General features: G+C 47.2%; 21 protein-coding genes, 8 tRNA genes and 3 rRNA genes (1 of these 32 only partly in view). 6 read left to right on the forward strand and 26 right to left on the reverse strand.

All coding sequences use genetic code 11. The annotated features are described in order from the left end of the window. Positions 1-90: the 3' portion of a YgzB family protein gene (locus ACSQ8O_RS22795; RefSeq protein ID WP_173121572.1), read on the forward strand. 315 nt of this gene lie to the left of the window's left edge; only the last 90 of its 405 coding nucleotides appear in the window; its start codon lies beyond the left edge, outside the window; it ends in the stop codon at positions 88-90. Positions 91-132: 42 nt separating this feature from the next. On the opposite strand, the gene ACSQ8O_RS22800 is transcribed toward ACSQ8O_RS22795, so the two are convergent. The 8 genes from ACSQ8O_RS22800 to ACSQ8O_RS22835 all read right to left on the reverse strand — a co-directional run bounded on the left by ACSQ8O_RS22800 (position 133) and on the right by ACSQ8O_RS22835 (position 7,588). Continuing rightward, entirely contained in the window at positions 133-1,833 is a 1,701-nt protein-coding gene (locus ACSQ8O_RS22800; RefSeq protein ID WP_436243477.1) for a glycosyl hydrolase family 18 protein, read from the reverse strand. A gap of 129 nt (positions 1,834-1,962) precedes the next feature. Further along, positions 1,963-2,397: a peroxide-responsive transcriptional repressor PerR gene (gene perR / locus ACSQ8O_RS22805; protein WP_436243478.1), complete on the reverse strand. Its 435-nt coding sequence runs from the start codon at positions 2,395-2,397 to the stop codon at positions 1,963-1,965. A 94-nt stretch (positions 2,398-2,491) separates the two neighbouring features. After that, a complete protein-coding gene (locus ACSQ8O_RS22810; RefSeq protein WP_436243479.1) occupies positions 2,492-3,199 on the reverse strand; it encodes an MgtC/SapB family protein in 708 nt (235 codons plus the stop codon). Between the two features lie 71 nt (positions 3,200-3,270). After that, the gene (locus tag ACSQ8O_RS22815; RefSeq protein ID WP_436243480.1) at positions 3,271-3,762 is read right to left on the reverse strand and encodes a GNAT family N-acetyltransferase; all 492 of its coding nucleotides are present in this window, start codon (positions 3,760-3,762) and stop codon (positions 3,271-3,273) included. Positions 3,763-3,822: 60 nt separating this feature from the next. Further along, complete coding sequence (gene gatB, locus ACSQ8O_RS22820; protein WP_436243481.1) at positions 3,823-5,271, reverse strand: Asp-tRNA(Asn)/Glu-tRNA(Gln) amidotransferase subunit GatB; 1,449 nt, start codon at positions 5,269-5,271, stop codon at positions 3,823-3,825. Between the two features lie 25 nt (positions 5,272-5,296). After that, a complete protein-coding gene (gene gatA, locus ACSQ8O_RS22825; RefSeq protein ID WP_436243482.1) occupies positions 5,297-6,754 on the reverse strand; it encodes an Asp-tRNA(Asn)/Glu-tRNA(Gln) amidotransferase subunit GatA in 1,458 nt (485 codons plus the stop codon). Between the two features lie 27 nt (positions 6,755-6,781). After that, on the reverse strand, positions 6,782-7,069 hold the full coding sequence (gene gatC, locus ACSQ8O_RS22830) for an Asp-tRNA(Asn)/Glu-tRNA(Gln) amidotransferase subunit GatC (RefSeq protein WP_056620610.1): 288 nt from the start codon (positions 7,067-7,069) through the stop codon (positions 6,782-6,784). Between the two features lie 138 nt (positions 7,070-7,207). Then, a complete protein-coding gene (locus ACSQ8O_RS22835; protein ID WP_171636363.1) occupies positions 7,208-7,588 on the reverse strand; it encodes an ATPase in 381 nt (126 codons plus the stop codon). Positions 7,589-7,767: 179 nt separating this feature from the next. Between ACSQ8O_RS22835 and ACSQ8O_RS22840 the strand changes: the two genes are divergently transcribed. Both ACSQ8O_RS22840 and ACSQ8O_RS22845 read left to right on the forward strand, forming a co-directional pair. Then, complete coding sequence (locus ACSQ8O_RS22840) at positions 7,768-8,052, forward strand: DUF3817 domain-containing protein (RefSeq protein ID WP_436243483.1); 285 nt, start codon at positions 7,768-7,770, stop codon at positions 8,050-8,052. 95 nt (positions 8,053-8,147) lie between these two features. After that, positions 8,148-9,542, forward strand: coding sequence for an MATE family efflux transporter (locus ACSQ8O_RS22845; protein ID WP_436243484.1), 1,395 nt, complete (start codon positions 8,148-8,150; stop codon positions 9,540-9,542). Between the two features lie 61 nt (positions 9,543-9,603). Here ACSQ8O_RS22845 and ACSQ8O_RS22850 read toward each other — a convergent pair whose 3' ends face one another. The 3 genes from ACSQ8O_RS22850 to tkt are packed head-to-tail and all read right to left on the reverse strand — an operon-like array spanning position 9,604 to position 12,867. Further along, positions 9,604-10,095, reverse strand: coding sequence for a YhcH/YjgK/YiaL family protein (locus ACSQ8O_RS22850; protein ID WP_436243485.1), 492 nt, complete (start codon positions 10,093-10,095; stop codon positions 9,604-9,606). A 53-nt stretch (positions 10,096-10,148) separates the two neighbouring features. Next, a complete protein-coding gene (fsa, locus tag ACSQ8O_RS22855; protein WP_057314236.1) occupies positions 10,149-10,805 on the reverse strand; it encodes a fructose-6-phosphate aldolase in 657 nt (218 codons plus the stop codon). Between the two features lie 34 nt (positions 10,806-10,839). Continuing rightward, positions 10,840-12,867, reverse strand: coding sequence for a transketolase (gene tkt, locus ACSQ8O_RS22860; protein WP_436243486.1), 2,028 nt, complete (start codon positions 12,865-12,867; stop codon positions 10,840-10,842). Positions 12,868-12,981: 114 nt separating this feature from the next. On the opposite strand from tkt, the gene ACSQ8O_RS22865 reads away from it, so the two are divergent. Further along, the gene (locus ACSQ8O_RS22865; protein ID WP_436243487.1) at positions 12,982-13,866 is read left to right on the forward strand and encodes a LysR family transcriptional regulator; all 885 of its coding nucleotides are present in this window, start codon (positions 12,982-12,984) and stop codon (positions 13,864-13,866) included. Positions 13,867-13,912: 46 nt separating this feature from the next. On the opposite strand, the gene ACSQ8O_RS22870 is transcribed toward ACSQ8O_RS22865, so the two are convergent. Beyond that, positions 13,913-14,926: a zinc-binding alcohol dehydrogenase family protein gene (locus ACSQ8O_RS22870; RefSeq protein WP_436243488.1), complete on the reverse strand. Its 1,014-nt coding sequence runs from the start codon at positions 14,924-14,926 to the stop codon at positions 13,913-13,915. Positions 14,927-14,968: 42 nt separating this feature from the next. Next, on the reverse strand, positions 14,969-15,799 hold the full coding sequence (locus tag ACSQ8O_RS22875; protein WP_436243489.1) for an amidohydrolase family protein: 831 nt from the start codon (positions 15,797-15,799) through the stop codon (positions 14,969-14,971). 147 nt (positions 15,800-15,946) lie between these two features. Between ACSQ8O_RS22875 and ACSQ8O_RS22880 the strand changes: the two genes are divergently transcribed. After that, the gene (locus tag ACSQ8O_RS22880; protein WP_436243490.1) at positions 15,947-16,816 is read left to right on the forward strand and encodes a helix-turn-helix domain-containing protein; all 870 of its coding nucleotides are present in this window, start codon (positions 15,947-15,949) and stop codon (positions 16,814-16,816) included. On the opposite strand, the gene ACSQ8O_RS22885 is transcribed toward ACSQ8O_RS22880, so the two are convergent. Next, positions 16,813-18,111, reverse strand: coding sequence for a (Fe-S)-binding protein (locus ACSQ8O_RS22885; RefSeq protein ID WP_436243934.1), 1,299 nt, complete (start codon positions 18,109-18,111; stop codon positions 16,813-16,815). The two genes, ACSQ8O_RS22880 and ACSQ8O_RS22885, sit on opposite strands and share 4 nt — an antisense overlap. Positions 18,112-18,142: 31 nt before the next feature. After that, positions 18,143-19,558, reverse strand: a complete 1,416-nt coding sequence (locus tag ACSQ8O_RS22890) for an FAD-linked oxidase C-terminal domain-containing protein (protein WP_436243491.1) — start codon at positions 19,556-19,558, stop codon at positions 18,143-18,145. Between the two features lie 159 nt (positions 19,559-19,717). On the opposite strand from ACSQ8O_RS22890, the gene ACSQ8O_RS22895 reads away from it, so the two are divergent. Beyond that, positions 19,718-20,425, forward strand: a complete 708-nt coding sequence (locus tag ACSQ8O_RS22895; protein WP_436243492.1) for a FadR/GntR family transcriptional regulator — start codon at positions 19,718-19,720, stop codon at positions 20,423-20,425. A gap of 60 nt (positions 20,426-20,485) precedes the next feature. Here ACSQ8O_RS22895 and ACSQ8O_RS22900 read toward each other — a convergent pair. From ACSQ8O_RS22900 to ACSQ8O_RS22950, 11 genes are all read right to left on the reverse strand, one after another. Continuing rightward, positions 20,486-20,564: transfer RNA gene (locus tag ACSQ8O_RS22900), tRNA-Leu, on the reverse strand. Positions 20,565-20,570: 6 nt separating this feature from the next. Then, a tRNA-Leu gene (locus tag ACSQ8O_RS22905) sits at positions 20,571-20,650 on the reverse strand. A gap of 63 nt (positions 20,651-20,713) precedes the next feature. Continuing rightward, a tRNA-His gene (locus ACSQ8O_RS22910) sits at positions 20,714-20,786 on the reverse strand. A gap of 44 nt (positions 20,787-20,830) precedes the next feature. Beyond that, a tRNA-Thr gene (locus ACSQ8O_RS22915) sits at positions 20,831-20,906 on the reverse strand. A gap of 17 nt (positions 20,907-20,923) precedes the next feature. After that, positions 20,924-20,999: transfer RNA gene (locus tag ACSQ8O_RS22920), tRNA-Phe, on the reverse strand. Positions 21,000-21,035: 36 nt separating this feature from the next. Next, positions 21,036-21,112, reverse strand: a tRNA-Asp gene (locus tag ACSQ8O_RS22925). Positions 21,113-21,129: 17 nt separating this feature from the next. Next, positions 21,130-21,205: transfer RNA gene (locus tag ACSQ8O_RS22930), tRNA-Val, on the reverse strand. A gap of 14 nt (positions 21,206-21,219) precedes the next feature. After that, a tRNA-Glu gene (locus tag ACSQ8O_RS22935) sits at positions 21,220-21,294 on the reverse strand. Positions 21,295-21,382: 88 nt separating this feature from the next. Beyond that, positions 21,383-21,499 (reverse strand): 5S ribosomal RNA (gene rrf, locus ACSQ8O_RS22940). 71 nt (positions 21,500-21,570) lie between these two features. Next, positions 21,571-24,485, reverse strand: a 23S ribosomal RNA gene (locus ACSQ8O_RS22945). A gap of 213 nt (positions 24,486-24,698) precedes the next feature. Beyond that, positions 24,699-26,240, reverse strand: a 16S ribosomal RNA gene (locus tag ACSQ8O_RS22950). The 16S, 23S and 5S rRNA genes sit together here with 8 tRNA genes alongside, the layout of an rRNA operon. Between the last annotated feature and the right edge of the window lie 29 nt (positions 26,241-26,269).

Genomic DNA, 26,269 nt, shown 5'->3' on the forward strand with positions numbered 1-26,269 from the left:
CAGTATGAGCCAGTTGGTGAAAATGAAACGGCGGCTACACAAACGGCTCACTTTGAGCCAAGTCGCGAGCATGAGCACAAGCCTCACTAATAGTAAGAAAGCCGAGCCCATTAATAGGGTTCGGCTTTCTTCTTATTTTAAGATAGGCAAGTTATCCTTCAACACATCCCAAATTGCAGGCTTCTCAAAACCTCTTCTCCAAGTGGCCACACCGGCTAGATTATATTTATCAACCAAAGCCAACCTAGCTTTAATTGAAACTTCATCTTCCAGCCAAATACGAATTAACTTGCTTCCGTCTTTGTATTCCACATAATTTTGACCTGTATCCGCTAAAAATGTAGGAGTTAGCTTTTTATCCTTAATGATGGTTTGTGCGGCTTCCATGGTTAATGTTTTGGATGTTGCGGTTAATTTACCGTTCTTCGTTTCTTCAGTCCATTGTCGTGTATAGAATGGCACGCCGAGGACAAGCTTAGATGGCGGGATTTTATCCGTCGTTAGAAGCGCTGTAACGGACCTCTCCACCCATGGCAAGGAAGATACCGACCCAGACTTCGGACTCGTTGCCCAGTACTCGTCATAGGCCATCAACATCATATAATCGACGACCTCTGCTAGAGCTGGACGATCGTAAAAAACAGACCACATTTCATTGGTTGATTTGGGTGTTACATCGATGGAAACCGATAAACCTTGCTCATGCATAAAAGGAGTCATTTCTCGCACGAATTGTACCAGGTTCTCTTTATCCTTGAGATAAACATTTTCAAAATCGATATTTATACCCTGTAGCTTGTAAGTCTGGGCAAAGCCGAGAAGTTGTTTAATCATTTTCATTCGTAGATCATAGTTTGCTAGTACCTTAGTCGTGCGATCCGCATCGAAGCCATTACTAAATAACGCCCATACTTGGTAATTACGGTCGTGAGCCCATTTAACATAAGAGGCATCTGCTAAGTTACTAATGCGCCCCTCGCTATCTGCGACAGAGAACCAAGTCGGACTTATCACTTGTAAACCAGGCATCTCGTCGATCTTGGAGGTATCTGGGTTCTTCGTAATGACATGTTCCCAGGTCATATTTAACTTACCGGTTATAGGTTTCCAAGGCACATAGGTGGATACTGACTGCTCTTGCAGCGGTATCGTTTCGTCATGATCCTCCGTGATTTCACTCTTGCGAACGAAGCCAATCGGTCCGCTCTCTAGCTGCACTTTGTACCAATCTTCTTCAAGCCCCGTAATCATGACCTGTTCGTTCACAGCAATCGTCGCAACTATCGGTGCCTTGATTGTAGCTTCCGTTCTTAATTGAGTCTCTTTCTTCCCTGTATGGTTCCCCCACTTGATAACATCGCCTTGTTTGAAGAGCAAGATTGCACCTGACTTTGTTGATTCCCTTATTTCAAATGCATACAGCTGCTTCAGAGGTTCAACAGGCAAGTACATGGTATCTTCTTTCTTCTCGACGGGAAAGGATAAAGAAATTGGTTTCTCATTCATGAGTGCTGAAAGCTCCGTCGTCTTCATTCGCATCACTTTATCTTTGGTGGTTATGATGACGGAATCACTGCTTTTTTCATATATTATGGTCGGATCGATCCATTTCTGAACGAAATCCAGCGGAAGCTTCAGACCTTCCTTCTCTCCAATCGCACTTGATTTATAATAATTGCCTTCATAAAAAATCGGCTTTGTCAGTTCGTGGAAATCCGGCTCAACATGCGTTCGATTGGGTGCTAGCTGTTGGATCAGAAATGTTCCCGCGCCTGCCGCGAACATCCCTAAACACAATGCGCTAATCAGTATTACTTTTTTGGATGATTTCAACACTTCACTTCCTTATGTGCAATTGGGTAAGGATAAAAAAGAAAAAACGTGTCCACTCTTCACAAAGGAAGGGCTGAACACGTTTCATTATACAACAGGAAACCACATAATGAGGAATTTTGCGTATAGTTAATGCTTGGTAGTAACCGTACAATCCGGGCACACACCATAAATCTCCAATCGATAACCGCCAACTTGGAAACCTGTATGCAACGCTGCTGTTGTCTTGATGTCTGACAGTGGAGGGTATTCAAAATCAGAAATCTTCCCGCATACCTCACAAACCGCATGATAATGATCTGTCATATCCGCATCAAAACGACTCGAGCTGTCCCCATAAGTTAATTCCCGAACAAGTCCCGATTCGATAAATACTTTAAGATTATTGTAAACAGTCGCAACGCTCATGTTAGGAAATTTCGATTCTAAAGATTTGTAAATATCATCCGCTGTCGGATGAGTCATGGAATCCAGCAAAAAGGAAAGAATCGCATACCGCTGGGGCGTCATCCGAACACCTGTTGTTTTCAACTTTGCTAAAGCCTGTTCTAAATGTGCTGCCATGGTACTCACCACCTGATTTAGTCATTAAAACCTTACATTATATTGTACGTGTGTTCTTCGACTTTTGTCAATGATGGTTCATGGAAACAAACCTTCAATTTTTACTATTTTCGATGGCCACACCAGTTACCCCTTGAATTTGATTGGTTTCTTCGAGTACTAATCCAATAACGGATGGCTTTGGTATAGTTACATGAAACGTAATTTGAACATGATTATCCTTACTGCGGTCTTCTGATTCTTCAAGTTTAATTTGCTTAATATCTATCTTACGTTTACCTAGGATTGTAGTAATTAACCCAAGGGTACCTGGTTGATCAATTGCTTGGATTTTTAAAATACGTACTTTTTTCCCATTGAAATACTTATGCTCTACTTTATTTAGAATAAATAAGGATATTAATACCATGAAGCAAACTAAGACAGCTGGATAATAAAAACCCGCTCCAATCGCAAGACCAATTCCCGCAACGACCCATAGCGATGCTGCCGTCGTAAGTCCCGTAATTGATCTTCCATTGAACATAATCGTCCCCGCACCTAGAAAACCAATTCCACTGATGACCTGAGCCGCCAAACGGGATGGATCAATACGCACATTAACTTCATTCACAAACGCGCTAAAACCGTACATTGAAAGCAGCATCACGAGCGCTGAGCCAACACATACCAAAATGTGTGTCCGGAGCCCTGCTGCATGAGAGCTAACTTCTCTTTCAAATCCAATCAAGCCACCAAGGAAAAGCGCTAATACTAGTCTAATTGTGATATGTAGCTGATCAATAACCCAAGGATTCCCCATGTAAACGCTCCCTTTTTATATCAAATCAAAAACATTATCAAGTAGCAGGTGATTGGAGACTAGATTTGACACTAGTGACCTGTGGCAGGACGCTCAAAAGTTGTTAGACTAACTCCAGGAGGAACAGTAAAGACACGTTTTAGGATAAAACCATACCCCTCATAGAGACGTATTGCCGGTAAATTCGCAGTTCCAGTGGATACGATAAATCGAGCCGCTCCTGCCTGCTCTTGTTCTTTCATTATATGCTGTAAAAGGGCGCTAGCAATCCCCCTGCGGAAAAAATTGGGATGAACCATCATACGGCAAATCGTCACAATACAACCCTCTCGCTCAAATGAAATGGCGCCTGCGAGTGAACGTCCCTCATGATCATCGACAAAGAATCCATAAAAGGTTTCCTTCGCTTCGCGTATCGACTGAATACCATCCTTCAAAGGAGGGATATCATCAAAACCGATCAGTTCAGCCTCTACACGGTAAGAAGCGATTTGAAGCGCAAGCAGGGTCAAGATTTCTTCATTCGTTTGTAAAACTAGTTTCTGGATGGACAGTGCAATCACTCCTACATCGAAAATTGAAAAAAGTAGTGCCCTGCTAAGAGGATCACCACTTTTAACTTATCATTTGCTGTTCAGGCACTCCACAATTAATTTATTGACGAGTCCTGGATTCGCTTTACCTTTGGTTTCTTTCATGACTTGTCCAACAAGGAAGCCTACGGCTTTTTCCTTACCAGCTTTGAAATCTGCAACGGATTGCGGGCTATTCTCAACTACTTGCTCGACAATTGCTTTGATAGCACCTTCGTCACTGATTTGAACAAGACCTTGCTCTTCAACGATCTTCTGCGGCTCTTTACCGGTTTCGATCATTTCTTTAAACACCGTTTTGGCAATCTTATTGGAAATCGTGCCTTTCTCGATTAAACCAATCATTTCGCCTAGCCCTTTGCCTGTAACTTTGGCATCGGTAAATTCAAGGGAATTGGCGTTCAGATAACCAAGCAAATCACCCATGATCCAGTTCGAGACAGCTTTGGCATCTTGCGTATACTTCAAGCTTTCCTCAAAGAAGTCAGCCATTTGCATGGAAGCCGTGATAACAGCTGCATCATAGCTAGGCAATCCATACTCATTGCTGTATCTTGCTTTACGGGCATCTGGCAATTCTGGAATCGAAGCTTGCACACGTGCTTTCCAAGCATCATCAATGTAGAGACTAACCAGATCCGGATCTGGGAAATAACGATAATCGTGCGCATCTTCTTTGCCGCGCATGGCGAGAGTTCTACCTTGCGCTTCATCCCAACGGCGAGTTTCTTGAATGACTTCTTCCCCGCTTCTCAGAATCTCGGCTTGGCGGTACTCTTCATACTCAAGGCCACGCTGCACCCCACGGAAGGAGTTCATGTTCTTAAGTTCGGCACGTGTGCCGAATTTCTCTTGCCCGAACGGCCGGATGGAAATATTCGCGTCACAACGAAGCGAGCCTTCTTCCATTTTCACATCGGACACATCACAGTAGATCATGATCGCTCTAATTTTCTCAAGGTAAGCACGAGCCTCCTCGGGTGAGCGCAGATCAGGTTCGGATACGATCTCGATCAACGGGGTTCCTGCACGATTTAAGTCAACGAGAGAAGCATAGCCGCCATCAATATGCGTCAGCTTACCTGCATCCTCTTCCAAGTGGACACGCGTGACTCCGATACGTTTGGTAACTCCTCCAACTTCGATATCGACCCAGCCATGCTCGCCGATCGGTTTATCATATTGCGACGTTTGATAAGCATCGGGTGAGTCAGGGTAAAAGTAATTTTTGCGATCAAATTTACTGTCCGTTGCGATTGTGCAATTGAGCGCCATTGCCGCTTTCATCGCATACTCGACCGCTTGGCGGTTAAGAACTGGCAGGACGCCTGGATGGCCTAAGCATACAGGACATGTATTCGTATTCGGAGGTGCTCCGAATGAGGTTGCACAACTACAAAATATTTTGGAAGCGGTATGAAGCTCTACGTGAACTTCAAGACCGACTACGGTTTCAAATTGGGTATCTGTTGCCGACAAAGTGAATGCCTCCTTCGTTAATAACTTACAATTGCGGGCGCTGCTTGTGGTGGTCTGTGTGCTGTTCGAAAGCGTGGGCTACACGCAAAACGGTAGCTTCATCCAATGCTTTGCCGATAATTTGCAAGCCAACCGGAAGTTCATTCACGAATCCGCATGGTACGCTAATTGCAGGAATACCTGCCAAACTGACCGGGATCGTCATGATATCATTCAAATACATCGTGAGTGGATCACTGCTCTGCTCGCCGATTTTGAAAGCTGTCGTTGGTGCCGTTGGCCCGATGATGATGTCATAGTTGTTAAACACTTGATCAAAGTCTTGCTTGATCAGTGTGCGTACTTGTTGGGCTTTCAGGTAATACGCATCATAGTAGCCTGAGCTCAGTGCGTAGGTGCCAAGCATGATCCGACGTTTAACCTCAGGACCAAAGCCTTCACTGCGGGATAGATTATAGAGATCCAACAGATTGCGTGCATTATCTGAACGAACACCATAACGGATGCCGTCAAAGCGTGCCAAGTTGGAAGAAGCCTCGGAGGAAGCCAGCAAGTAATACGTTGCTACCGCATACTCGGAATGCGGAAGCGTTACTTCTTCCCATACAGCGCCAAGACCTTCAAGTACTTTGAGCGCTTCAAGAATTTTCTCTTTTACAGCGGGGTCGATTCCTTTACCCATGTATTCTTTGGGTACCCCAATGCGCAGTCCTTTGACATCACCTGTCAATGCGCTGAGATAGTTCGGGATCTCCACATTCGCTGAAGTGGAGTCTTTCGGGTCGTAGCCTGCGATAGCTTGCATCGCGTACGCAGCATCTTCTACGTTCTTCGTAAGCGGCCCGATTTGGTCGAGGGAGGACGCGAAAGCGACCAAACCATAGCGGGACACGAGTCCGTACGTCGGCTTCAGACCGACGATACCGCAGTACGCCGCCGGTTGGCGAATCGAGCCACCGGTGTCGGAGCCCAGCGCGAAGTATACTTCGCCTGCAGCGACTGCCGCTGCCGAGCCACCGCTGGAACCGCCTGGCACATAATCCGTGTTCCACGGATTGTGGGTTGGGTGGAACGCGGAGTTCTCGTTGGAGCCACCCATCGCAAACTCATCCATGTTGAGCTTGCCGATGGTAACCGCTTGTGCTTCCTTGAGCTTGCTCACGACTGTCGCATCATAAATCGGAATATGATTGGATAAGAATTTGCTTGCGCAGGTTGTTTTCAAACCTTCGGTTACCATATTATCCTTGATTCCGATTGGCAAACCGAATACATCACTGCGTGTAGCATTGCTTAATAGCTGCTCGTCCAACTTAGCAGCCGTCTGACGTGCATTCTCTTCATCTAATGTAAGGAAAGCGCGAACCTTGCTCTCCACTTGCCCAATTCTTGTATAGGATTGATCCACGAGATCCGAAACTTTGAGTTCTTTGCTTTGCAGTTTCGCATGGATTTGTTGTAGGTTTAATTCAAACAAAGACAACGACAGGCACTCCCTTTCATCTCTAACTTATTCTAAAACAGCTGGAACCTTGAACTGCCCATCCTCATGATCTGGGGCATTCAGCATGACTTTTTCAATTGGCAAAGACGGCTTTGCAACATCCTCACGCATGACATTTACTAATGGCATGGCATGGCTAGTTGGTACAACACCTTCGGTGTTTAATTGATTGAGCTGCTCGGCATATTTTAAAATAGCATTAAGCTGATCTGTAAATAGATCTTTTTCGGTATCATTGAGATCGAGTCTAGCCAGCTTAGCGACATGATCGACATCTTTCTTCGTTATGCTCACGTATTCTGCACCCCTTGTATCAGCATTTAGTCATTCTTTTCATTATATCCCAGATATTTTGCGAACTCAATCCAGAATAAGGATTAAGCATGCTGTATGAAAAAAGCGACGGTGCATGTCCACCGACGCTCTCTATGGTTAAATCCAAGCTTTCAGCCCGATTTGTTTGATGAATTCTTCACGGGACTGTACTTCCTTGTCCCTTTCCTTCTCTGGCTCTGTGGCGGACTCGCCATTCATTATTTTACGGAACAAGGCTTCATTGTTCGTTGCGAGAGCATAATCTATTAAAGCTTCTCTCTCGACTTGCTCCGCCTCTTGCTGCAGAAGCACTTCTTCCAGCTCAATATCGGTTGCAGTCACATAGTAATGTTTGTTCTCTTTAGGGACACGTACGACATAATCGAAAATGTTATCGTTATTTCGGTCATACGCAATTAAATAGCCATATCCGCCAATAGGCAGATTCTGTTCTAAACGATCAGCAATGAAGATAATTTTCTCGCCAAGACGAAGCATCTGCTTTCCCCCTACCTATATATAACTCTCAAATGAGTCTATGAATGCATGGAATACGTTCTATTGCCTATCGTACTAAAAAAACTAGATTGTGTCCAATTGACATCTCTTGTTCATACTCCATTCATATTCCTAGCTTAGGATGAATTTACTTTCATCCATAAAAGGAGTTGCTTACTATGTTACAACGTTCTTTACAAGCCTTGCGCTATGTCGGCTGGGCAGAGGGTTCCTCTTTTCTCATTCTACTTGGTATCGCCATGCCACTTAAATACGCGTTCGATTTGCCGCAAGCTGTTTTTGTCGTAGGGCTTGCTCATGGATTTCTATTTGCGCTCTATCTGCTATCGATTGCCTGGGTCATTTTTCAACATCGTTGGTCCTTTGGACGCGTACTCGCAGCTTTCATTGCGGCATTTATTCCATTCGGTCCGTTCTTATTCGATCGTTGGATCCGACGCTAGACGCATCACTTCGTAAAATTTCAGAAAGAAGCATGAAACTGATATAGTAGTGAGAAAACTATTCTATCGAACAAGTGAAATTTACGGAGGAAATCATGACGGAGTCATCATCATCCCAAAAAGCTCGTCCTACTTTAACTGAAGGCCCGATTACGAAAACATTGATCTTATTTTCACTTCCCATACTATTAGGGAACGTTCTACAATCCTTGAACGGGTCGATCAATACGATTTGGATCGGGAAATATCTAGGTGAAGTCGCCCTTGCAGCAACATCGAATGCGAACATTATCATGTTCTTCTTAATTAGTTCCATCTTCGGGATTGCCATGGCTGCAGTCATCCTTATCGGTCAAAATCTTGGAGCTAAGAAAGTTCAAGAGGCCAAGAAAGTAGTCGGAACAAGCACAGTCTTCTTCCTCGTTTTATCCATAATCGTCGCCTTACTGGGATGGATCTTCTCCTCCACGATCCTAGACTGGATGAATACTCCGCCTGATGTCAAAGAGTTTGCTGTGACGTATACGCGAATTATGTTCGCAGGTGTTCCGTTCATGTTCGGCTATAATTTAATTATGGCCATTTTGCGTGGCTCGGGGGATGCTAAAACCCCGTTTTACTTCTTACTTTTATCAGCAATCCTCGATGTCGCACTCAATCCTTTGCTGATTCAAGGGATGGGGCCATTCCCGAAAATGGGGATCGCCGGCTCCGCCGTAGCGACTTTTATCGCGCAACTAGTGAGCTTCGTGCTCCTCATTGCTTACTTGTATAAGAAGAAGTATTTTCTTCGAATTACCAAAGAGGACATTCCTTTGCTACGAATCAATTGGACGATTATTCGAACACTGATACAAAAAGGGCTGCCCATGGGCTTAAATATGGTCGTGGTTTCTCTAAGTAATCTGATGCTGGTTCATCTCGTGAATGCCTATGGCTCAGAATCCACCGCAGCTTTCGGTGTGGCAATGCAAATATCAAGTTACGTCCAAATGCCCGCTATGGCTATTGGTGGAGCTGTAACCTCGATGGCTGCGCAAAATATCGGTGCTGGGAAATGGGATCGTGTCAACCGGATTACCTGGACAGGCGTAGGCGTTAATATCTTGATGACTGGATTGATTGTAGCCGTTTTGCACCTGTTCAATCGGGAAGTCGTCTCGTTCTTCCTGCCACCTGAAGGAAAGGCGATTGATATTGGCGTTCATATTAACAATATTACGCTTTGGTCTTTCATTATTTTCGGCGTCTTCAATGTCGTAGCTGGTGTCGTTCGATCTGCGGGATCTGTGGTGTTCCCTCTTATCGTTGCATTCGTTGCACTGTTACTCGTTCGTATCCCACTTGCCACCGTGCTATCGCACAAATATGGCTTCGATGTGATTTGGTGGAGTTTCCCTGTCAGCTTTAGCGTTGCTGCCACTTTGAACCTGCTTTATTACCGTTTCGGGAAATGGAAACAAGCTAGAATGATGGCTAGTAAAACCTAAACAAAAGCTTAAACAAAAAGTCTGCCTAGCCAAGTAAATTGGCTTGAGCAGACTTTTCCACCTAAAGATGCAATAGATCCTTATGGATTTTGATCACAATCTTCTTATTCGTCGTTGATTCTGTAATGAGGCAATTAGGCCGATGAATATCTGATGGGAAGCATACGGCAAACATACCAGGTTTGAGCAAAATATCCGTTTCAGGCAATGCGTGTTGGGATTCGTAGAAAGCGACATCATGTGTCTCAAACTTGTTATCCACAATAATTGCCTCATCAGTCAGCTTGTAGAAGCATAAACGCTCCTCCCCGCTCACCAAAAACTGAATATCCGTATACACGACGTGCGACTCAGGCATTTGATCTTCCCTAGGACGCGTCACGGATTCTTGCACATTGGCATACATCAAGTGGCCATTATCGCCCTCTAAATCATACCGTCCTACCTCTAGCTCTCCCAAATTCCGATTCAAAATGTAGTCGATACCTCGTGCTACAGCTGCTGGCCATAAATGCCGTTCTTGCTCAAAATGCTTTACATCGCTGATAATCATCGCTATTTTCTCCTTTTAAAAAGACCCGCCCCATAGGGCGAGTCATCTCTTGTTTAGAACTTTTCTTGATTAGCGCCTTCCCAATCAGCAAGGAACTTCTCGATCCCCGCATCTGTCAGCGGGTGTTTACTCATTGATTCTATCACTTTATAAGGGACTGTCGCAATATGTGATCCCGCAAGCGCTGCTTCAATGACATGAGCAGAGTGACGTACACTCGCAGAAATAATTTCGGATTTGATGCCGTGTACTTGGAAAATCTGGCTGATTTCTTTGATTAAGTTCATACCAACTTGGTTGATATCATCCAAACGCCCGATGAACGGAGAAACATACGTTGCACCCGCACGTGCAGCTAGCAAAGCTTGGGTTGAGCTGAAAATCAACGTTACATTCGTTGGAATGCCAAGTGATCTGAACACGCTTGTTGCTTGCAGACCATCCAATGTCATTGGCAGCTTAATAACAACATTCGGGCTTAATGCCGCAAGCTTCTTACCTTGCTCAACCATTTCTTCTGCTTTTAAGGAAACAACCTCAGCACTGATCGGAACATCACCAACGATAGAGATGATTTCTTTCACTGTTTCAAAAAAGTCTCTTCCTTCTTTTGCAATCAATGAAGGGTTTGTAGTTACACCTGCAACTACACCTAACGCGTGCGCTTTACGAATTTCTTCTACATTCGCTGTGTCGATAAACAATTTCATCCTGTATCCCTACCTTTTCTCCCGCTATGGGTGCTTATTGGAAATACTTCTGTCTGATTTGCCCAACGATTGCTTCTGCGGTAAAGCCATATTCACGAATTACGCGATCTGCTTTCGCTGATGCTCCGAACTTGCGGATGCCGACAACGAAGCCTTCTTGTCCCGTAATTTCTTCCCATCCAGCCGGATAAGCCATTTCCATCACAACATTCTTACGAACGTGAGGTAAAATAATTGCATTCCGTACCTCTTCTGGCTGCTGCTCAAATAATTCACGGCTTGGCATGGAAATAACACGAGCTCCAATTCCATCTTGCGCCAACTGCTTCTTCACGTCAAGTGCTAAGCTCACTTCTGAGCCAGTCGCAATGAGTTGAATGTCCGTAGTCTCGCCAGAAGCAACATCAGATAGAACGTAAGCCCCTTGATGAATATGATCAAAAGCAAGCTTATCCGTACCTGGAAGCACCGGTAGATTTTGACGGGAAAGTGCGAATACGAACGGACCTTCCTTCGCTTGAAGGACGTACTCCCACGCCGCAGCTGTTTCATTCGCGTCCGCAGGACGGAACAACGTCAGATCCGGAATCATCCGCAGGGATGGGATCTGTTCAATCGGCTGATGCGTCGGGCCATCTTCACCGACAGCGATGCTGTCATGCGTGAAGACGTACGCAACCGGGATCTTCATCAACGCGGATAGGCGAATCGCACCGCGCAAGTAATCGCTGAACACGAGGAACGTGCCGCCGAAAGCACGCAGTCCGCCGTGAAGCAGCATGCCGTTCAGCGCTGCGCCCATGGCGAATTCCCGGACGCCGAACCAGAAGTTGCGTCCGCTGTAATCGGCTGCGCTGAATGCCGCAGCATCGCCGATCATAGTGAAGTTGGAGCTCGCTAGGTCGGCAGAGCCGCCTACTAGATGAGGTACCCGCTTCGCCAAGCCGTTAATCACTTTGCCAGATGCGGTACGCGTCGAGATGGCGCCGCTTTCTGGGGTGTAGCGCGGCACATCGGCGTTCCAATCCGCCGGAAGGTCGCCGCTGTTCGCGAGCTCGAACTGCTTAGCGAGCTCGGGGTAAGCAGCCTGGTAGTTGTTCCACAGCTGCTCCCAGGCTGCTTCTGTTTGAGCCCCCACCTGCTTGTGGTGGGCGAAGTGGGTGTAAACCTCAGCCGGGACGTAGAAGTCCGGCTCGAGGGGCCAGCCCAGAGCTTGCTTCGTCAGAAGCAGCTCGTCTTTGCCCAGCGGCGAGCCATGCGTGCCGCCGTGGCCGCCCTTGCCGGCTTTGTTCGGCGAGCCGAAGCCGATGGTTGTTTTGATCTCAATCAGCGTTGGGCGATTGAGATCCGCCTTGCCCTCTGCGATCGCCGCAGAGATGGCGTTGACGTTGTTCTGCTCCTCCACGCGGAGGTATTGCCAGCCGTAAGACTCGAAACGCATCTTGACGTTCTCGGAGAACGACATGTTCAAGTCACCATCGAGCGAAATATCGTTGGAATCGTAGAGGACGACAAGTTTACCTAATTTTAGATGTCCAGCTAAAGAAGCTGCTTCAGAGGATACACCTTCCATCAAGTCGCCATCTCCACAAATTGCATAAGTGAAATGGTCAACAACTGGGAAATTCGGTTTATTATATACGGAAGCTTGATGCGCTTCAGCCATCGCCATACCAACAGCCATGGCAACACCTTGACCAAGCGGACCTGTCGTAGCTTCTACACCAGCTGTATGACCGTACTCTGGATGCCCAGGTGTGCGGCTTCCCCATTGGCGGAATTCCTTGATATCGTCCAAAGATACATCATACCCACTTAGGTGAAGCAAGCTGTAAAGCAACATGGAGCCATGCCCTGCAGACAAGACGAAACGATCACGATCCGCCCATTTCGGGCTAACTGGATTGTGCTTCAAATGGCGTGTCCATAGCGCATACGCCATTGGCGCCGCGCCCATCGGCATGCCTGGGTGACCCATTGCAGCTTTCTCGACAGCATCAATTGTAAGCGTTCTAATCGCATTAATGCTTAATTCTTCAATTCCAACTGTTGTTCCATTCAATGAGATACGCCTCCATCTATATGGTTGTTTTTGTTACCTTATCTCTTTATTATAAGAGGAGATGGTGCATTCAAATAATTGATAGTTTCAATACTCGCTATAGAAGGTGTCTATATGGTTAATTTCGAATTGTATAAAGTATTTTATTTAACAGCGAAATCCGGAAGCCTGTCCAAAGCTGCCAAAGAGCTGTATATCACGCAGCCCAGTGTCTCTCACTCCATCAAATTATTGGAGGAAAGCCTAGGGCTTCCTTTGTTTGCTCGTACGTCTAAAGGCGTTGATCTAACCAAAGAGGGCGCAATCCTATACTCCTATATTGAACAAGCCTACAACTTCATTTCCCTAGCGGAGGAAAAGCTCAGTGAGCTGCGAAATTTCTCTAGCGGAGAAATCAAAATCGGCGGCAGTGATTCCTTATGCAAGCACTATTTGCTGCCCTTTCTGGAATCGTTTCACGTCCAATATCCGCATATCCAGATTAATCTGGTTCACGGGACGACACCGGAGATTGTAAAAAATTTAAAAGAAGGCAAAATCGACATCGGTATTGTGAGAACACCTATTCATGATGATCAGCTTCAGGTTCGTGAGGGTATCACCATTCAGGACTGCTTCGTAACGGGACCCAAGTACCGCGAACTGTCTGAGGGCAAGGTTACGTTGGCAGAACTTCTCGCCTATCCAATTATCTTATTTTCTAGTAATAGCTCCTCCAGGAAATTCGTCACTCGTTTGTTCAGTGATAACGGCTTACTTTTGGAGCCGGAGATTGAGCTGGGCAGTGTGGACTTACTCATTGAATTTGCTAAGATTGGTTTCGGCGTTTCCTTTGTTACGAAGGAGTTTGTCGCCAGAGAATTAGCAGAGGGTAGTTTATTTGAGGTCAATCTTGAGGCGACGATCCCCTCAACCAAAATAGGAATTATCACGTTGAAGAACATGCCGCTCTCGACTGCTGCTGCTGCATTTGTAGCTGAGTTAGAGAATCCGGGGTAATGTAGCCGAAAAAACACACTCAGCTTCCACCGAGTGTGTCCCCTTTTTACAAACAAACCATCGCCTTAATCACCTTCGACTCCGGCTTCAGCCACGTTTCGAATTGCTCCACCATTTCCTCGAAGGAGGTACGATGCGTGATATACCGCTCAATGTCGATGCTTCCCGACTTAAATGCACTTCGCACCGTATCAAAATCCTCCATGGTCGCATTACGGCTCCCCATTAACGTCAGCTCCCTCTTGTGGAAATCAGGGTCATGAAAAGCAATATCTGCCTTCACTAGTCCGACGTAAACAAGTTTACCGCCATGAGCGACAAGACCGAAAGCATCCGTCATCGACCTGGCATTCCCTGTTGCATCGAAGACGACGGTAGGAAATTCGCCATTCGTAAGCTCTGCAAGTTTTTCCTTCGGAAGCTGGAGCGCATTCACGGTCTGATCGACGCCTGCCCATTCCCGGCAAAATGCTAATCGCTCCTCATTAATATCCATCGCTATAACATTAGCGCCAAGCTGCTTCGCCAATATCATAACCCCAAGCCCAATCGGACCTGCTCCGATAACTAACGCAGTTTCCCCCGCGCGCAACTCTGATCTTCGCACCGCATGTGCACCAATGCTAAGTGGTTCTAGCATTGCAGCTTGATCAAGAGATAACCCCTCGGCTTTGATTAGATGACTCACAGGGAGAGCTAGACGTTCTACCATGCCTCCATCCTTATGTACGCCAAGCACTTTCATGTCTGTGCAGCAATTTGTTTTGCCATTGCGGCAAGCAATACATTGCCCACAATGCATATAGGGAACGACGCTTACAAGATCCCCAACTGCCACATCCGTTACTCCCTCACCAAGCTCCTCTACATACCCTGCCAGCTCATGCCCTAGAATACGCGGATAGCTAAAGAAAGGCTGATTCCCTTTAAACGCATGCAAATCCGTCCCACATATACCGATTCGCTGAATGCGAACGAGTGCTTCTCCCACACCTACAGTTGGTTCCTCTACCTCAACATACTTCAAATGCTCGATTTGTTCACAGACGATCGCTTTCATGTTTACCCTCCTCCAACACTCGAACATTCTTATTGCGATATTTCATAATTTATAGAACTCCATTGCATTTAGACCGAATAAGCGAGCTTTATCCTTTTCCGACCAGCTTTCTGGCAAGGATTGATTCACAACATCGACAACGTCCTCATACTCAGCCGCGAGTAGACAGACTGGCCAATCACTTCCGAACATCACACGCTCCGTTCCAAAAATCTCCAAAATATGCTGGACATACACCGTAAAATCTTCCTGCTTCCAATCAGAATGGTTGGCTTCAGTCACCATACCTGAAACCTTACAATATAGACTGGGGTGCTTCGCAATAGCCGCCATTTGGCTTTTCCAGGGTTCAATCACACCTTCAGCAATCGACGGCTTCGCAATATGATCAATGACCGCTCGCAAACCCGGAACCAGTTCCAACAGCTCGATGACAGGTTCTAATTGATGAGCAAGGACGAGCAAATCAACGGGTACATCTTCCTTAGCGAAATATCGCAAGGCGTCCACAAAATGGGGTTGAAGAATAACACGTGCATCAGGCAGCTCCTGAATCATAACCCTAAAGCCTAGATAGTTCGGATGCTGACTGCTTTTTTTATAGTGAATAAGATAATCAGGATCGTCCAAATCAAGCCATCCAACAACGCCGGCGATCGAATCCGTGCTTTCACTTAAAGCTAGTAAATAATCGGTTTCTTCTAAAGTTGGCGCAGCTTGAACCACTATGCTCTTATCAAAGTTGAATTGCCCCAGATGTGGCACCAAATCATTTGGTAAATAATCACGATTTAACACAGGAAGTGCTGGAGTAATCCATCCATAATCCCTTCGGTCGATCTTCCAATAATGCTGATGTGCATCGATGCGCATGACGATTCTCCTTATCCTTCACACTAATTTGATATCGCTTTCTTTTATTTTATCATTAATTTTCCGATATGAAATATCGATATCTAGCATAACTATACGGTTTTTTGATATTATCAAACTATCTTGTAGAAGAATGGAGTGGTTATTGTGGATCCTATTCGTAAAATTTTCGATAATCATGACGCCTTCCCCTTGTCTTTTGCCCATAAAAATACAAAAAGCTCGCTTAGCGAGCTTCCTGACCATTTCCATGACTGGTACGAAATTGTCTATGTGTATCGGGGGCGTGGCACTTTTTTTATCGATCATACCTTCTATGAAATGAAACAAGGTGATCTCTTTCTTATTCCAGGGAATACGATTCATCGAGCGACACCAGATAAAGAGTCCCCTGTGACGTCCACTGCGATTTACTTCTCTCCAAGTATCGTACAGTTGCCCTCTTTAGGAGATGACTTCTCCTATTTACAATGCTTTGAACAAGCCGCGACACTTCGTAACTATAAGTTCGAGATGCGCTTACCACAGAGTCAGCATCTAGAATTACTTTTGGATGTTATTGAAAACGAATTTAAACAGCCAACCATTGGTAAATGCCAATCTATCCTTATTCATTTGCTTCAATTGCTGCTTACAATCCAGCGTGAAATGACCACAGACATCAAGTCACCCAAATTGGACACGCTTGTCGGCCCTATTTGGATGCGAGAAATCATACTCTATATTGATCAGCATTTCTGTGAAGATATCGGACTCCAAGCACTCTCAAAACAAGTTTCCGTCACGCCCGCTCATTTCAGCAGGGTATTTAAACAGTTCATTGGCATGAATATTAGTACCTATCTCATAACTAAGCGCATCATCCGTGCCAAACAGCTGCTTCAAGAAAGTGATGCTAGTGTCGGTACAATCGCGGACATGTGCGGTTTTGAGAGTTTACCTCATTTTCATGCGATGTTCAAAAGAGTGCTTGGCATTACGCCCGCTGCGGCTCGAAAATCCTTCCGTTCATTCTAATCTTGCTTCACTAACCGATCGTAGAGGAAGTCTGCAATATGAACTGCTTCCATATGCCCGGTTTGCCCATGTTTATCAATACCTAACTTCATTTGCAGTAAGCATCCTGGATTGCTCGTGACCACGTAGGATGCTATTGTTGCATTCACATTTTCCATCTTATGCTCTAAGATTTGATTGGCCATGTCGGGCTGAGTCATATTATAAATACCCGCGGATCCACAGCATGAACCAGAATCCTTCATTTCGATATACGCGGTGTTACTAACCCTTTGCAGTAATTGCTTCGTTGGTTGGCTGCCCTTCATTACGTTGCGAAGATGACAGGACTCTTGGTACGTGACACGTGTTGGACCTTGTTGTGATAGCGTTTCGGCAAAACGAAGAGGTCGCCCTTTCTCCACCAGAATGGAGCTGATATCCTTCACACGTTTGGCGAACCAAGTGGAGGCTTCCTTCCACTCATCCTCATCATGAAGCAGATGATCGTACTCAACAAGAATCGCTCCACAACCTCCTGCGTTCGAAATAATGTAATCGACTCCTGCCTCTTGGAAAGCGCGAATGTTACTTTTGGCCATTTGCTTCGCTTGATCTGTTTCTCCACTATGGGCGTGAAGAGCCCCGCAGCAGTTCTGCGATTCAGGAATGACGACATCGAAACCAGCCTCGGTCAAAAGCTTCACCGTACTAATATTCGTTTCAGTGAATAACACATCCATCAAACATCCACGGAACATCCCTACAGTGCCAAGCTTTTTGCCTTTTGCTGGTATAAACGTACCAAGCCGTTCAACAATTCCCTTGCCTGAAGCATCCGGAAGTATTTTCTCCATCGTAGCCATATGCTTCGAGAATAGACCGACTACACCGGTTTTTCTAACTAACTTTTGGATACCCGACATTTTGTAAAAATGAAGCCCTGTCCCGAGCAGCTGCATTCTCTGTTGGGATGGAAATAGCTCTTTGAATACGAGCTTCCGCACACCTTTTACCCACCATCTATGCTGGGTCGTATGCACTTCAATGGCATCGCGTGCCTGTTCGATTAATTGGCCATATTTCACATCTGCTGGGCAGGCCGGCTCACACGCGCGGCAACCCAAGCAGTGGTTCATCTGATCTTCGAATCGTATCCCTGGCTCCATGAGACCATCCACTGCTGCTTTCATTAGAGAGATACGGCCGCGCGGGGATTCCGCCTCAATCCCTGTTTCTTTAAATGTCGGACAAGCTGGCAGGCAGAACCCACAACGCATGCAATTGGTTAATTGGTCGTAGTCCAGTTTCTGCATTAACGTTTCCTGAAGTGTTGTTCCTTGGCCCTTAGACACGATCAATCACCACCCTGCGTCTGGATTCTTTGGCAAACATTTTACCTGGATTTAAAATATGGTTCGGATCGAAAGCATCCTTAATCCCCTTCATCATGGCGATCCCGCTGCTTCCTACTTTCCATTCCAAGAATGGTGCTTTCACTAACCCAACACCATGTTCACCTGTAATAGTTCCGCCTAATTGAATTGCTGCCTCAAAAATCTCTTCAAACGCAGCTTCCACACGATGAACTTCATCATGATCTCTTGCGTCGGTTGTTGCGGTAGGGTGTAGATTGCCATCTCCTGCATGACCGAATGTGCAAATTTGAACATCATGCTTGGTAGCTATTCGATTGATTTCTAGAACCATCTCCGCGATCTTGGAGCGAGGTACAGTGGCATCCTCAAGTATCGTCGTCGGACGTAAGCGAGCAAGAGCAGTAAACGCGCTACGTCTTGCTGTTAGTAGCTTCAGCGCTTCCTCTTGTGTGCTCGCGATGCTGACTTCATCTGCTTGCTCCTCCCTGCAAATCTCAGAGATGAGGGCAATGTCACGCTCAACCATCTCTGGCTCGCCATCTTGTTCAATAAGCAAAATAGCAGCCATATCCAACGGAAGTCCAAGGTTTGCAAAATCATCTACAACACGAATTGTTGGATTATCCATGAATTCCAGGGTTGCTGGAATGATGCGATTCTCGATGATTTTGGAAACGGTGCGCGCCGCGCCGTATAAATCCTTGTACATCGCCAACATTGTTTTCTTCGCTTTTGGAGGAGGAATCAGTTTAAGGGTAGCTTCTGTAATAACTGCAAGTGTACCCTCAGAGCCGACCAGCAGCTTCGTTAAATCATACCCGGCTACATCCTTCATCAGCTTGCCACCGGTACGCATAATTTCACCTGATGCAAGGACACACTCAAGGCCGATCACGTAGTCTTTGGTGGTGCCATATTTTAAACCGCGAAGACCGCCTGAACACTCTGCAATATTGCCACCAATCGTGGAAATCGCCATCGAACTTGGATCTGGTGGATAAAATAAGCCTAATCCCTCAATATGCTCGATGAATTGCTTCGTAATGATCCCCGGTTGCACGGTGGCTGTCAGATTCTGCAGATCGATATCTAGAATCGCATTCATACGATGCATAACCATGACGATCCCACCTTGTACAGGTACAGTACCTCCACACAAATTCGTACCCGAACCCCTGCTGATCAGGGGAATGCGATGCTCATTCAACACCTTCATAATACCTGAAACCTGTGCAGTATCTTTCGGATAGATCACACCGTCAGGTAAGGACTGGAGCATCGGTGTCCCATCATAGGAATGGGTAACTAGTGATTCCATATCATCTTTATAAAAGGCTTCGCCTACAATGGCCTGTAATTGTTGTCTAACTTGATTATCGAGCATGAAGAATCCTCCCTTTGAGCGCTTACTTAGTATGCTACATTCCTTAATAATTCTTAATGCTTTTGTAAGTGATCATGTGATCAGATGACTTTCCTTCTATTTTAGCTTATGATGTAATAGATGTATAGAACTTTATCTACGATTTTCAGGGGGATACTCATGGTTTTTCAGCAAATCCGACCACAAAAGGGCTCGGAAATCGTGCTTCAACATATTAAAGCTCAAATTGAGGAAGGAACTTATGCTCCTGGTTCTAAGCTTCCTACAGTCGTTGATCTTGCTGCAAGCTTCCAAGTCGGCCGGTCTACGATCAGAGAAGCACTCAGTGGGCTTAAAGCTATGGGCTGGGTCGATATTCGACATGGGGGAGGCACTTATGTCGTTACGTCATTACCGACGGAATCGAGTAGTCTATTTGACCATAGTGAGACACTTCAGGAAGTGCAGGAGGTGCGTAGATTCATCGAGGCTGGCTGTGCAACTTTAGCGGCTAGCCGCCGCACTGAGCATCATTTATCAGTTCTTAAAGGAATCCTGCGTGATATGGAATCCTCACTTGGCAATGAGGAAGAAAGTGAACATGCTGACATCCGCTTCCATTTGGAGATCGCTAAGGCATCTCAGAATACTCTATTCATAGGGATGATGGAGTCCTTGACGGAGCGATTACAACAGAGCATGAAGGCTTCGCGGCGCCTGTGGTTTTTTGCAGAGCGTGCTTCGGCCGAACAGCTTCTACAGGAACATCGCGATATTGTTGAGGCAATTGCCGCTCAAGACGAGCAGCTTGCTGCAGAGAGAATGTCCCAGCATATTGCGAAAGTTGATCAGGTTATTCAACAATTAGCACAGAAAAGCAAAGAATAACATATATGAACAACAAAAAAAGCCTTACAGTGTAAGGCTTTTCGTGTGTGTTGCTTTTGATACCGGCAAGAGGACTCGAACCTCCACCCTTTCGGACTCGATTTTGAGTCGAGCGCGTCTGCCATTCCGCCATGCCGGCATATAATGCGCGTAGAGGGACTTGAACCCCCACGGTCACCCGCTAGATCCTAAGTCTAGTGCGTCTGCCAATTCCGCCATACGCGCATGTTGTCAATCAGGCAAATGATGAAGTTGCTAGCCGAAGCTGACTTCACTGAGAAATTAATGGGCGGACGACGGGACTTGAACCCGCGAATGCCGGATCCACAAACCGGTGCGTTAACCCCTTCGCCACGACCGCCACATTCGAAAAAATTTCTTTTCCCCAAACATTCTTAGGAAAAATGGTGCCGTCGAGAGGACTTGAACCCCCAACCTACTGATTACAAGTCAGTTGCTCTACCAGTTGAGCTACAACGGCTTATTCATTTAGAAAAATGGTGGCTTTGGACGGAATCGAACCGCCGACACGAGGATTTTCAGTCCTCTGCTCTACCGACTGAGCTACAAAGCCAAGGTATGATTTCAAACTTACTCGCCTTGTGAAAAATGGCGGAGCTGACGGGATTCGAACCCGCGGTCTCCTGCGTGACAGGCAGGCATGTTAGGCCACTACACCACAGCTCCATGCTAAAAGACTATTATGGTGAACGCTGACGGGATCGAACCGCCGACCCCTACCCTGTCAAGGTAGTGCTCTCCCAGCTGAGCTAAGCGTTCATACTTATAAAAAATGGTGACCCGTAGGGGACTCGAACCCCTGTTACCTCCGTGAAAGGGAGGTGTCTTAACCACTTGACCAACGGGCCTAAAATTTTCGCCGAAAGCTTCGGCAAAAAAAATACCCAATGTAGAGAGACTTTTAGCTCCACTAAAAGATCCCTATATCAGGTGACTGCTTGGCAACGTTCTACTCTCCCAGAACCCTGCGGTTCAAGTACCATCGACGCTGGAGGGCTTAACGGTCGTGTTCGAGATGGGAACGCGTGGGTCCCCTCCGCCATCATCACCAAACAGTCAAAGCGTTTGTTTGCGCCTTGAAAACTAGATACGAAACTTCAACGTAAAGTACTTTCTTAGGAATTTTGGTTAAGCCCTCGACCGATTAGTATTCGTCAGCTGCATACGTTGCCGCACTTCCACCTCGAACCTATCAACCTCGTCGTCTACAAGGGGTCTTACATACTGGGAAATCTCATCTTGAGGGGGGCTTCGCGCTTAGATGCTTTCAGCGCTTATCCCCTCCGTACATAGCTACCCAGCGATGCCTCTGGCGAGACAACTGGTACACCAGCGGTACGTCCATCCCGGTCCTCTCGTACTAAGGACAGCTCCTCTCAAATTTCCTACGCCCGCGACAGATAGGGACCGAACTGTCTCACGACGTTCTGAACCCAGCTCGCGTACCGCTTTAATGGGCGAACAGCCCAACCCTTGGGACCTACTTCAGCCCCAGGATGCGATGAGCCGACATCGAGGTGCCAAACCTCCCCGTCGATGTGGACTCTTGGGGGAGATAAGCCTGTTATCCCCAGGGTAGCTTTTATCCGTTGAGCGATGGCCCTTCCATTCGGTACCACCGGATCACTAAGTCCGACTTTCGTCCCTGCTCGACTTGTAGGTCTCGCAGTCAAGCTCCCTTATGCCTTTGCACTCTGCGAATGATTTCCAACCATTCTGAGGGAACCTTTAAACGCCTCCGTTACATTTTAGGAGGCGACCGCCCCAGTCAAACTGCCCACCTGACACTGTCCCCATACCGGATCACGGTACCAGGTTAGAACTCCGATACGATCAGGGTGGTATCCCAACGATGCCTCCACCCAAGCTGGCGCTCAGGCTTCAAAGGCTCCCACCTATCCTGTACAGATCGTACCAAAGTCCAATATCAAGCTGCAGTAAAGCTCCATGGGGTCTTTCCGTCTTGTCGCGGGTAACCTGCATCTTCACAGGTATTAAAATTTCACCGGATCTCTCGTTGAGACAGCGCCCAAGTCGTTACGCCATTCGTGCGGGTCAGAATTTACCTGACAAGGAATTTCGCTACCTTAGGACCGTTATAGTTACGGCCGCCGTTTACTGGGGCTTCAATTCATAGCTTCGGGTTGCCCCTAACCACTCCTCTTAACCTTCCAGCACCGGGCAGGCGTCAGCCCGTATACTTCGCCTTGCGGCTTCGCACAGACCTGTGTTTTTGCTAAACAGTCGCTTGGGCCTTTTCACTGCGGCCCCCTCGGGCTATTCACCCTACCGAGGCACCCCTTCTCCCGAAGTTACGGGGTCATTTTGCCGAGTTCCTTAACGAGAGTTCTTCCGCGCGCCTTAGAATTCTCTTCTCACCCACCTGTGTCGGTTTGCGGTACGGGCACCTTCGCCTGGCTAGAAGCTTTTCTTGGCAGTGTGAACTCATGACCTTCGGTACTTAAATTTCCCTCCCCATCACAGCCCAGCCTTACGATGTGCGGATTTGCCTACACACCAGCCTCACTGCTTGGACGAGCATCCATCAGCTCGCGTCACTATCCTTCTGCGTCACTCCATTGCTCATAACGGCTACGGTGGTACAGGAATTTCCACCTGTTGTCCATCGACTACGCCTTTCGGCCTCGCCTTAGGTCCCGACTTACCCTGAGCGGACGAGCCTTCCTCAGGAACCCTTAGGTTTTCGGCGGATCAGATTCTCACTGATCTTTTCGTTACTTATACCGGCATTCTCACTTGTATGCGCTCCACCTGTCCTTACGGTCAGAATTCAACGTACATACAACGCTCCCCTACCCATGCACATACGTGCAAGCCATAGCTTCGGTGGCGTGTTTAGCCCCGTTACATTTTCGGCGCAGAGTCACTCGACCAGTGAGCTATTACGCACTCTTTCAATGGTGGCTGCTTCTAAGCCAACATCCTGGTTGTCTGTGCAACTCCACATCCTTTCCCACTTAACACACACTTGGGGACCTTAGCTGATGGTCTGGGCTGTTTCCCTTTTGACAATGGATCTTAGCACTCACTGTCTGACTCCCGGATTTAAGTTTGTGGCATTCAGAGTTTGACTGGACTTGGTAACCCTTGGCGGGCCCCGCACCCAATCAGTGCTTTACCTCCACAACTCAACATCCGAGGCTAGCCCTAAAGCTATTTCGGGGAGAACCAGCTATCTCCGAGTTCGATTGGAATTTCTCCGCTACCCCCACCTCATCCCCGAATTTTTCAACATTCGTGGGTTCGGGCCTCCAGTGAGTGTTACCTCACCTTCACCCTGGACAGGGGTAGATCACACGGTTTCGGGTCTACGTCCACGTACTAAAGCGCCCTATTCAGACTCGCTTTCGCTGCGGCTCCGTCTTTTCAACTTAACCTCGCACGGGAACGTAACTCGCCGGTTCATTCTACAAAAGGCACGCCATCACCCATATAGAGGGCTCTGACTTTTTGTAAGCACACGGTTTCAGGTTCTTTTTCACTCCGCTTCCGCGGTGCTTTTCACCTTTCCCTCACGGTACTGCTTCACTATCGGTCACTAGGGAGTATTTAGCCTTGGCAGATGGTCCTGCCGGATTCCGACGGGGTTTCACGTGACCCGCCGTACTCAGGATACCTCTAGGGGATTCGTTCAGTTTGGGCTACAGGGCTTTTACCTTCTATGCCGGACCTTTCCAGATCACTTCGCCTACCAAACTAACCCCATATCGAGGTCCTACAACCCCAAGGAGCAAGCTCCTTGGTTTGGGCTATTCCGCTTTCGCTCGCCGCTACTGACGGAATCACTTTTGTTTTCTTTTCCTCCAGGTACTTAGATGTTTCAGTTCCCTGGGTCTGCCTCTACTAAAGCTATGTATTCACTTTAGAGTAACTGCGCATTACCACAGCTGGGTTCCCCCATTCGGACATCCCCGGATCAAAGCCTGCTTACGGCTCCCCGAGGCATTTCGTCGTTCGCCACGTCCTTCTTCGGCTCCTAGTGCCTAGGCATCCTCCGTGTGCTCTTTCTAGCTTAACCTAGAAAAAACTAATAAAGATTTATGTGAGACCAAAAGGTCACACAACCTAAGTTCTTACTTTACGTTTTTGTTTCGTTATCTAGTTTTCAAGGAACAAGATTGTTGAAAGGCTTACCGTTTCCGGCATTGCTCTTTCAAAACTGAACACGAGTGAGTAAACGATTTGTATCCGAAGATACTTGACTGGATCTATCAGATCCGAGTCTCCATAGAAAGGAGGTGATCCAGCCGCACCTTCCGATACGGCTACCTTGTTACGACTTCACCCCAATCATCTACCCCACCTTCGGCGGCTGGCTCCCTTGCGGGTTACCCCACCGACTTCGGGTGTTGTAAACTCTCGTGGTGTGACGGGCGGTGTGTACAAGACCCGGGAACGTATTCACCGCGGCATGCTGATCCGCGATTACTAGCAATTCCGACTTCATGCAGGCGAGTTGCAGCCTGCAATCCGAACTGAGATCGGCTTATAAGGATTGGCTCCACCTCGCGGCTTCGCTTCCCGTTGTACCGACCATTGTAGTACGTGTGTAGCCCAGGTCATAAGGGGCATGATGATTTGACGTCATCCCCACCTTCCTCCGGTTTGTCACCGGCAGTCATCCTAGAGTGCCCACCCGAAGTGCTGGCAACTAAGATCAAGGGTTGCGCTCGTTGCGGGACTTAACCCAACATCTCACGACACGAGCTGACGACAACCATGCACCACCTGTCTCCAATGCTCCGAAGAGGGCGCCTATCTCTAGGCGTTACATCGGGATGTCAAGACCTGGTAAGGTTCTTCGCGTTGCTTCGAATTAAACCACATACTCCACTGCTTGTGCGGGTCCCCGTCAATTCCTTTGAGTTTCACTCTTGCGAGCGTACTCCCCAGGCGGCATACTTACTGTGTTAACTTCGGCACCGAGAAATCGAATCCCCGACACCTAGTATGCATCGTTTACGGCGTGGACTACCAGGGTATCTAATCCTGTTTGCTCCCCACGCTTTCGCGCCTCAGCGTCAGTTATAAGCCAGAAAGTCGCCTTCGCCACTGGTGTTCCTCCACATCTCTACGCATTTCACCGCTACACGTGGAATTCCACTTTCCTCTCTTACACTCAAGTCGTCCAGTTTCCGATGCGAACCGGGGTTGAGCCCCGGGCTTAAACACCAGACTTAAATGACCGCCTGCGCGCGCTTTACGCCCAATAATTCCGGACAACGCTTGCCCCCTACGTATTACCGCGGCTGCTGGCACGTAGTTAGCCGGGGCTTTCTTCTCCTATACCGTCACACACAAGGCAGTTACTCCTCATGCTGTTCGTCTAGGGCAACAGAGCTTTACGATCCGAAAACCTTCATCACTCACGCGGCGTTGCTCCGTCAGACTTGCGTCCATTGCGGAAGATTCCCTACTGCTGCCTCCCGTAGGAGTCTGGGCCGTGTCTCAGTCCCAGTGTGGCCGTTCACCCTCTCAGGTCGGCTACGCATCGTCGCCTTGGTGAGCCGTTACCTCACCAACTAGCTAATGCGCCGCAGGCCCATCTTTAAGCCACAGATTGCTCCGTGTTTTATGATTCTCTCATGCGAGAAAACCAGTTATCCGGTCTTAGCTATCGTTTCCGATAGTTATCCCAGTCTTAAAGGCAGGTTACCTACGTGTTACTCACCCGTCCGCCGCTAGCTTATCCCGAAGGATAAACCCGCTCGACTTGCATGTATTAGGCACGCCGCCAGCGTTCGTCCTGAGCCAGGATCAAACTCTCCATAATAGTTTGGACGATTGCTCGTCCGTATATCT

This window comes from Paenibacillus sp. LjRoot56 (assembly GCF_964253335.1).
GTDB lineage: Bacteria > Bacillota > Bacilli > Paenibacillales > NBRC-103111 > Paenibacillus_E > Paenibacillus_E allorhizoplanae.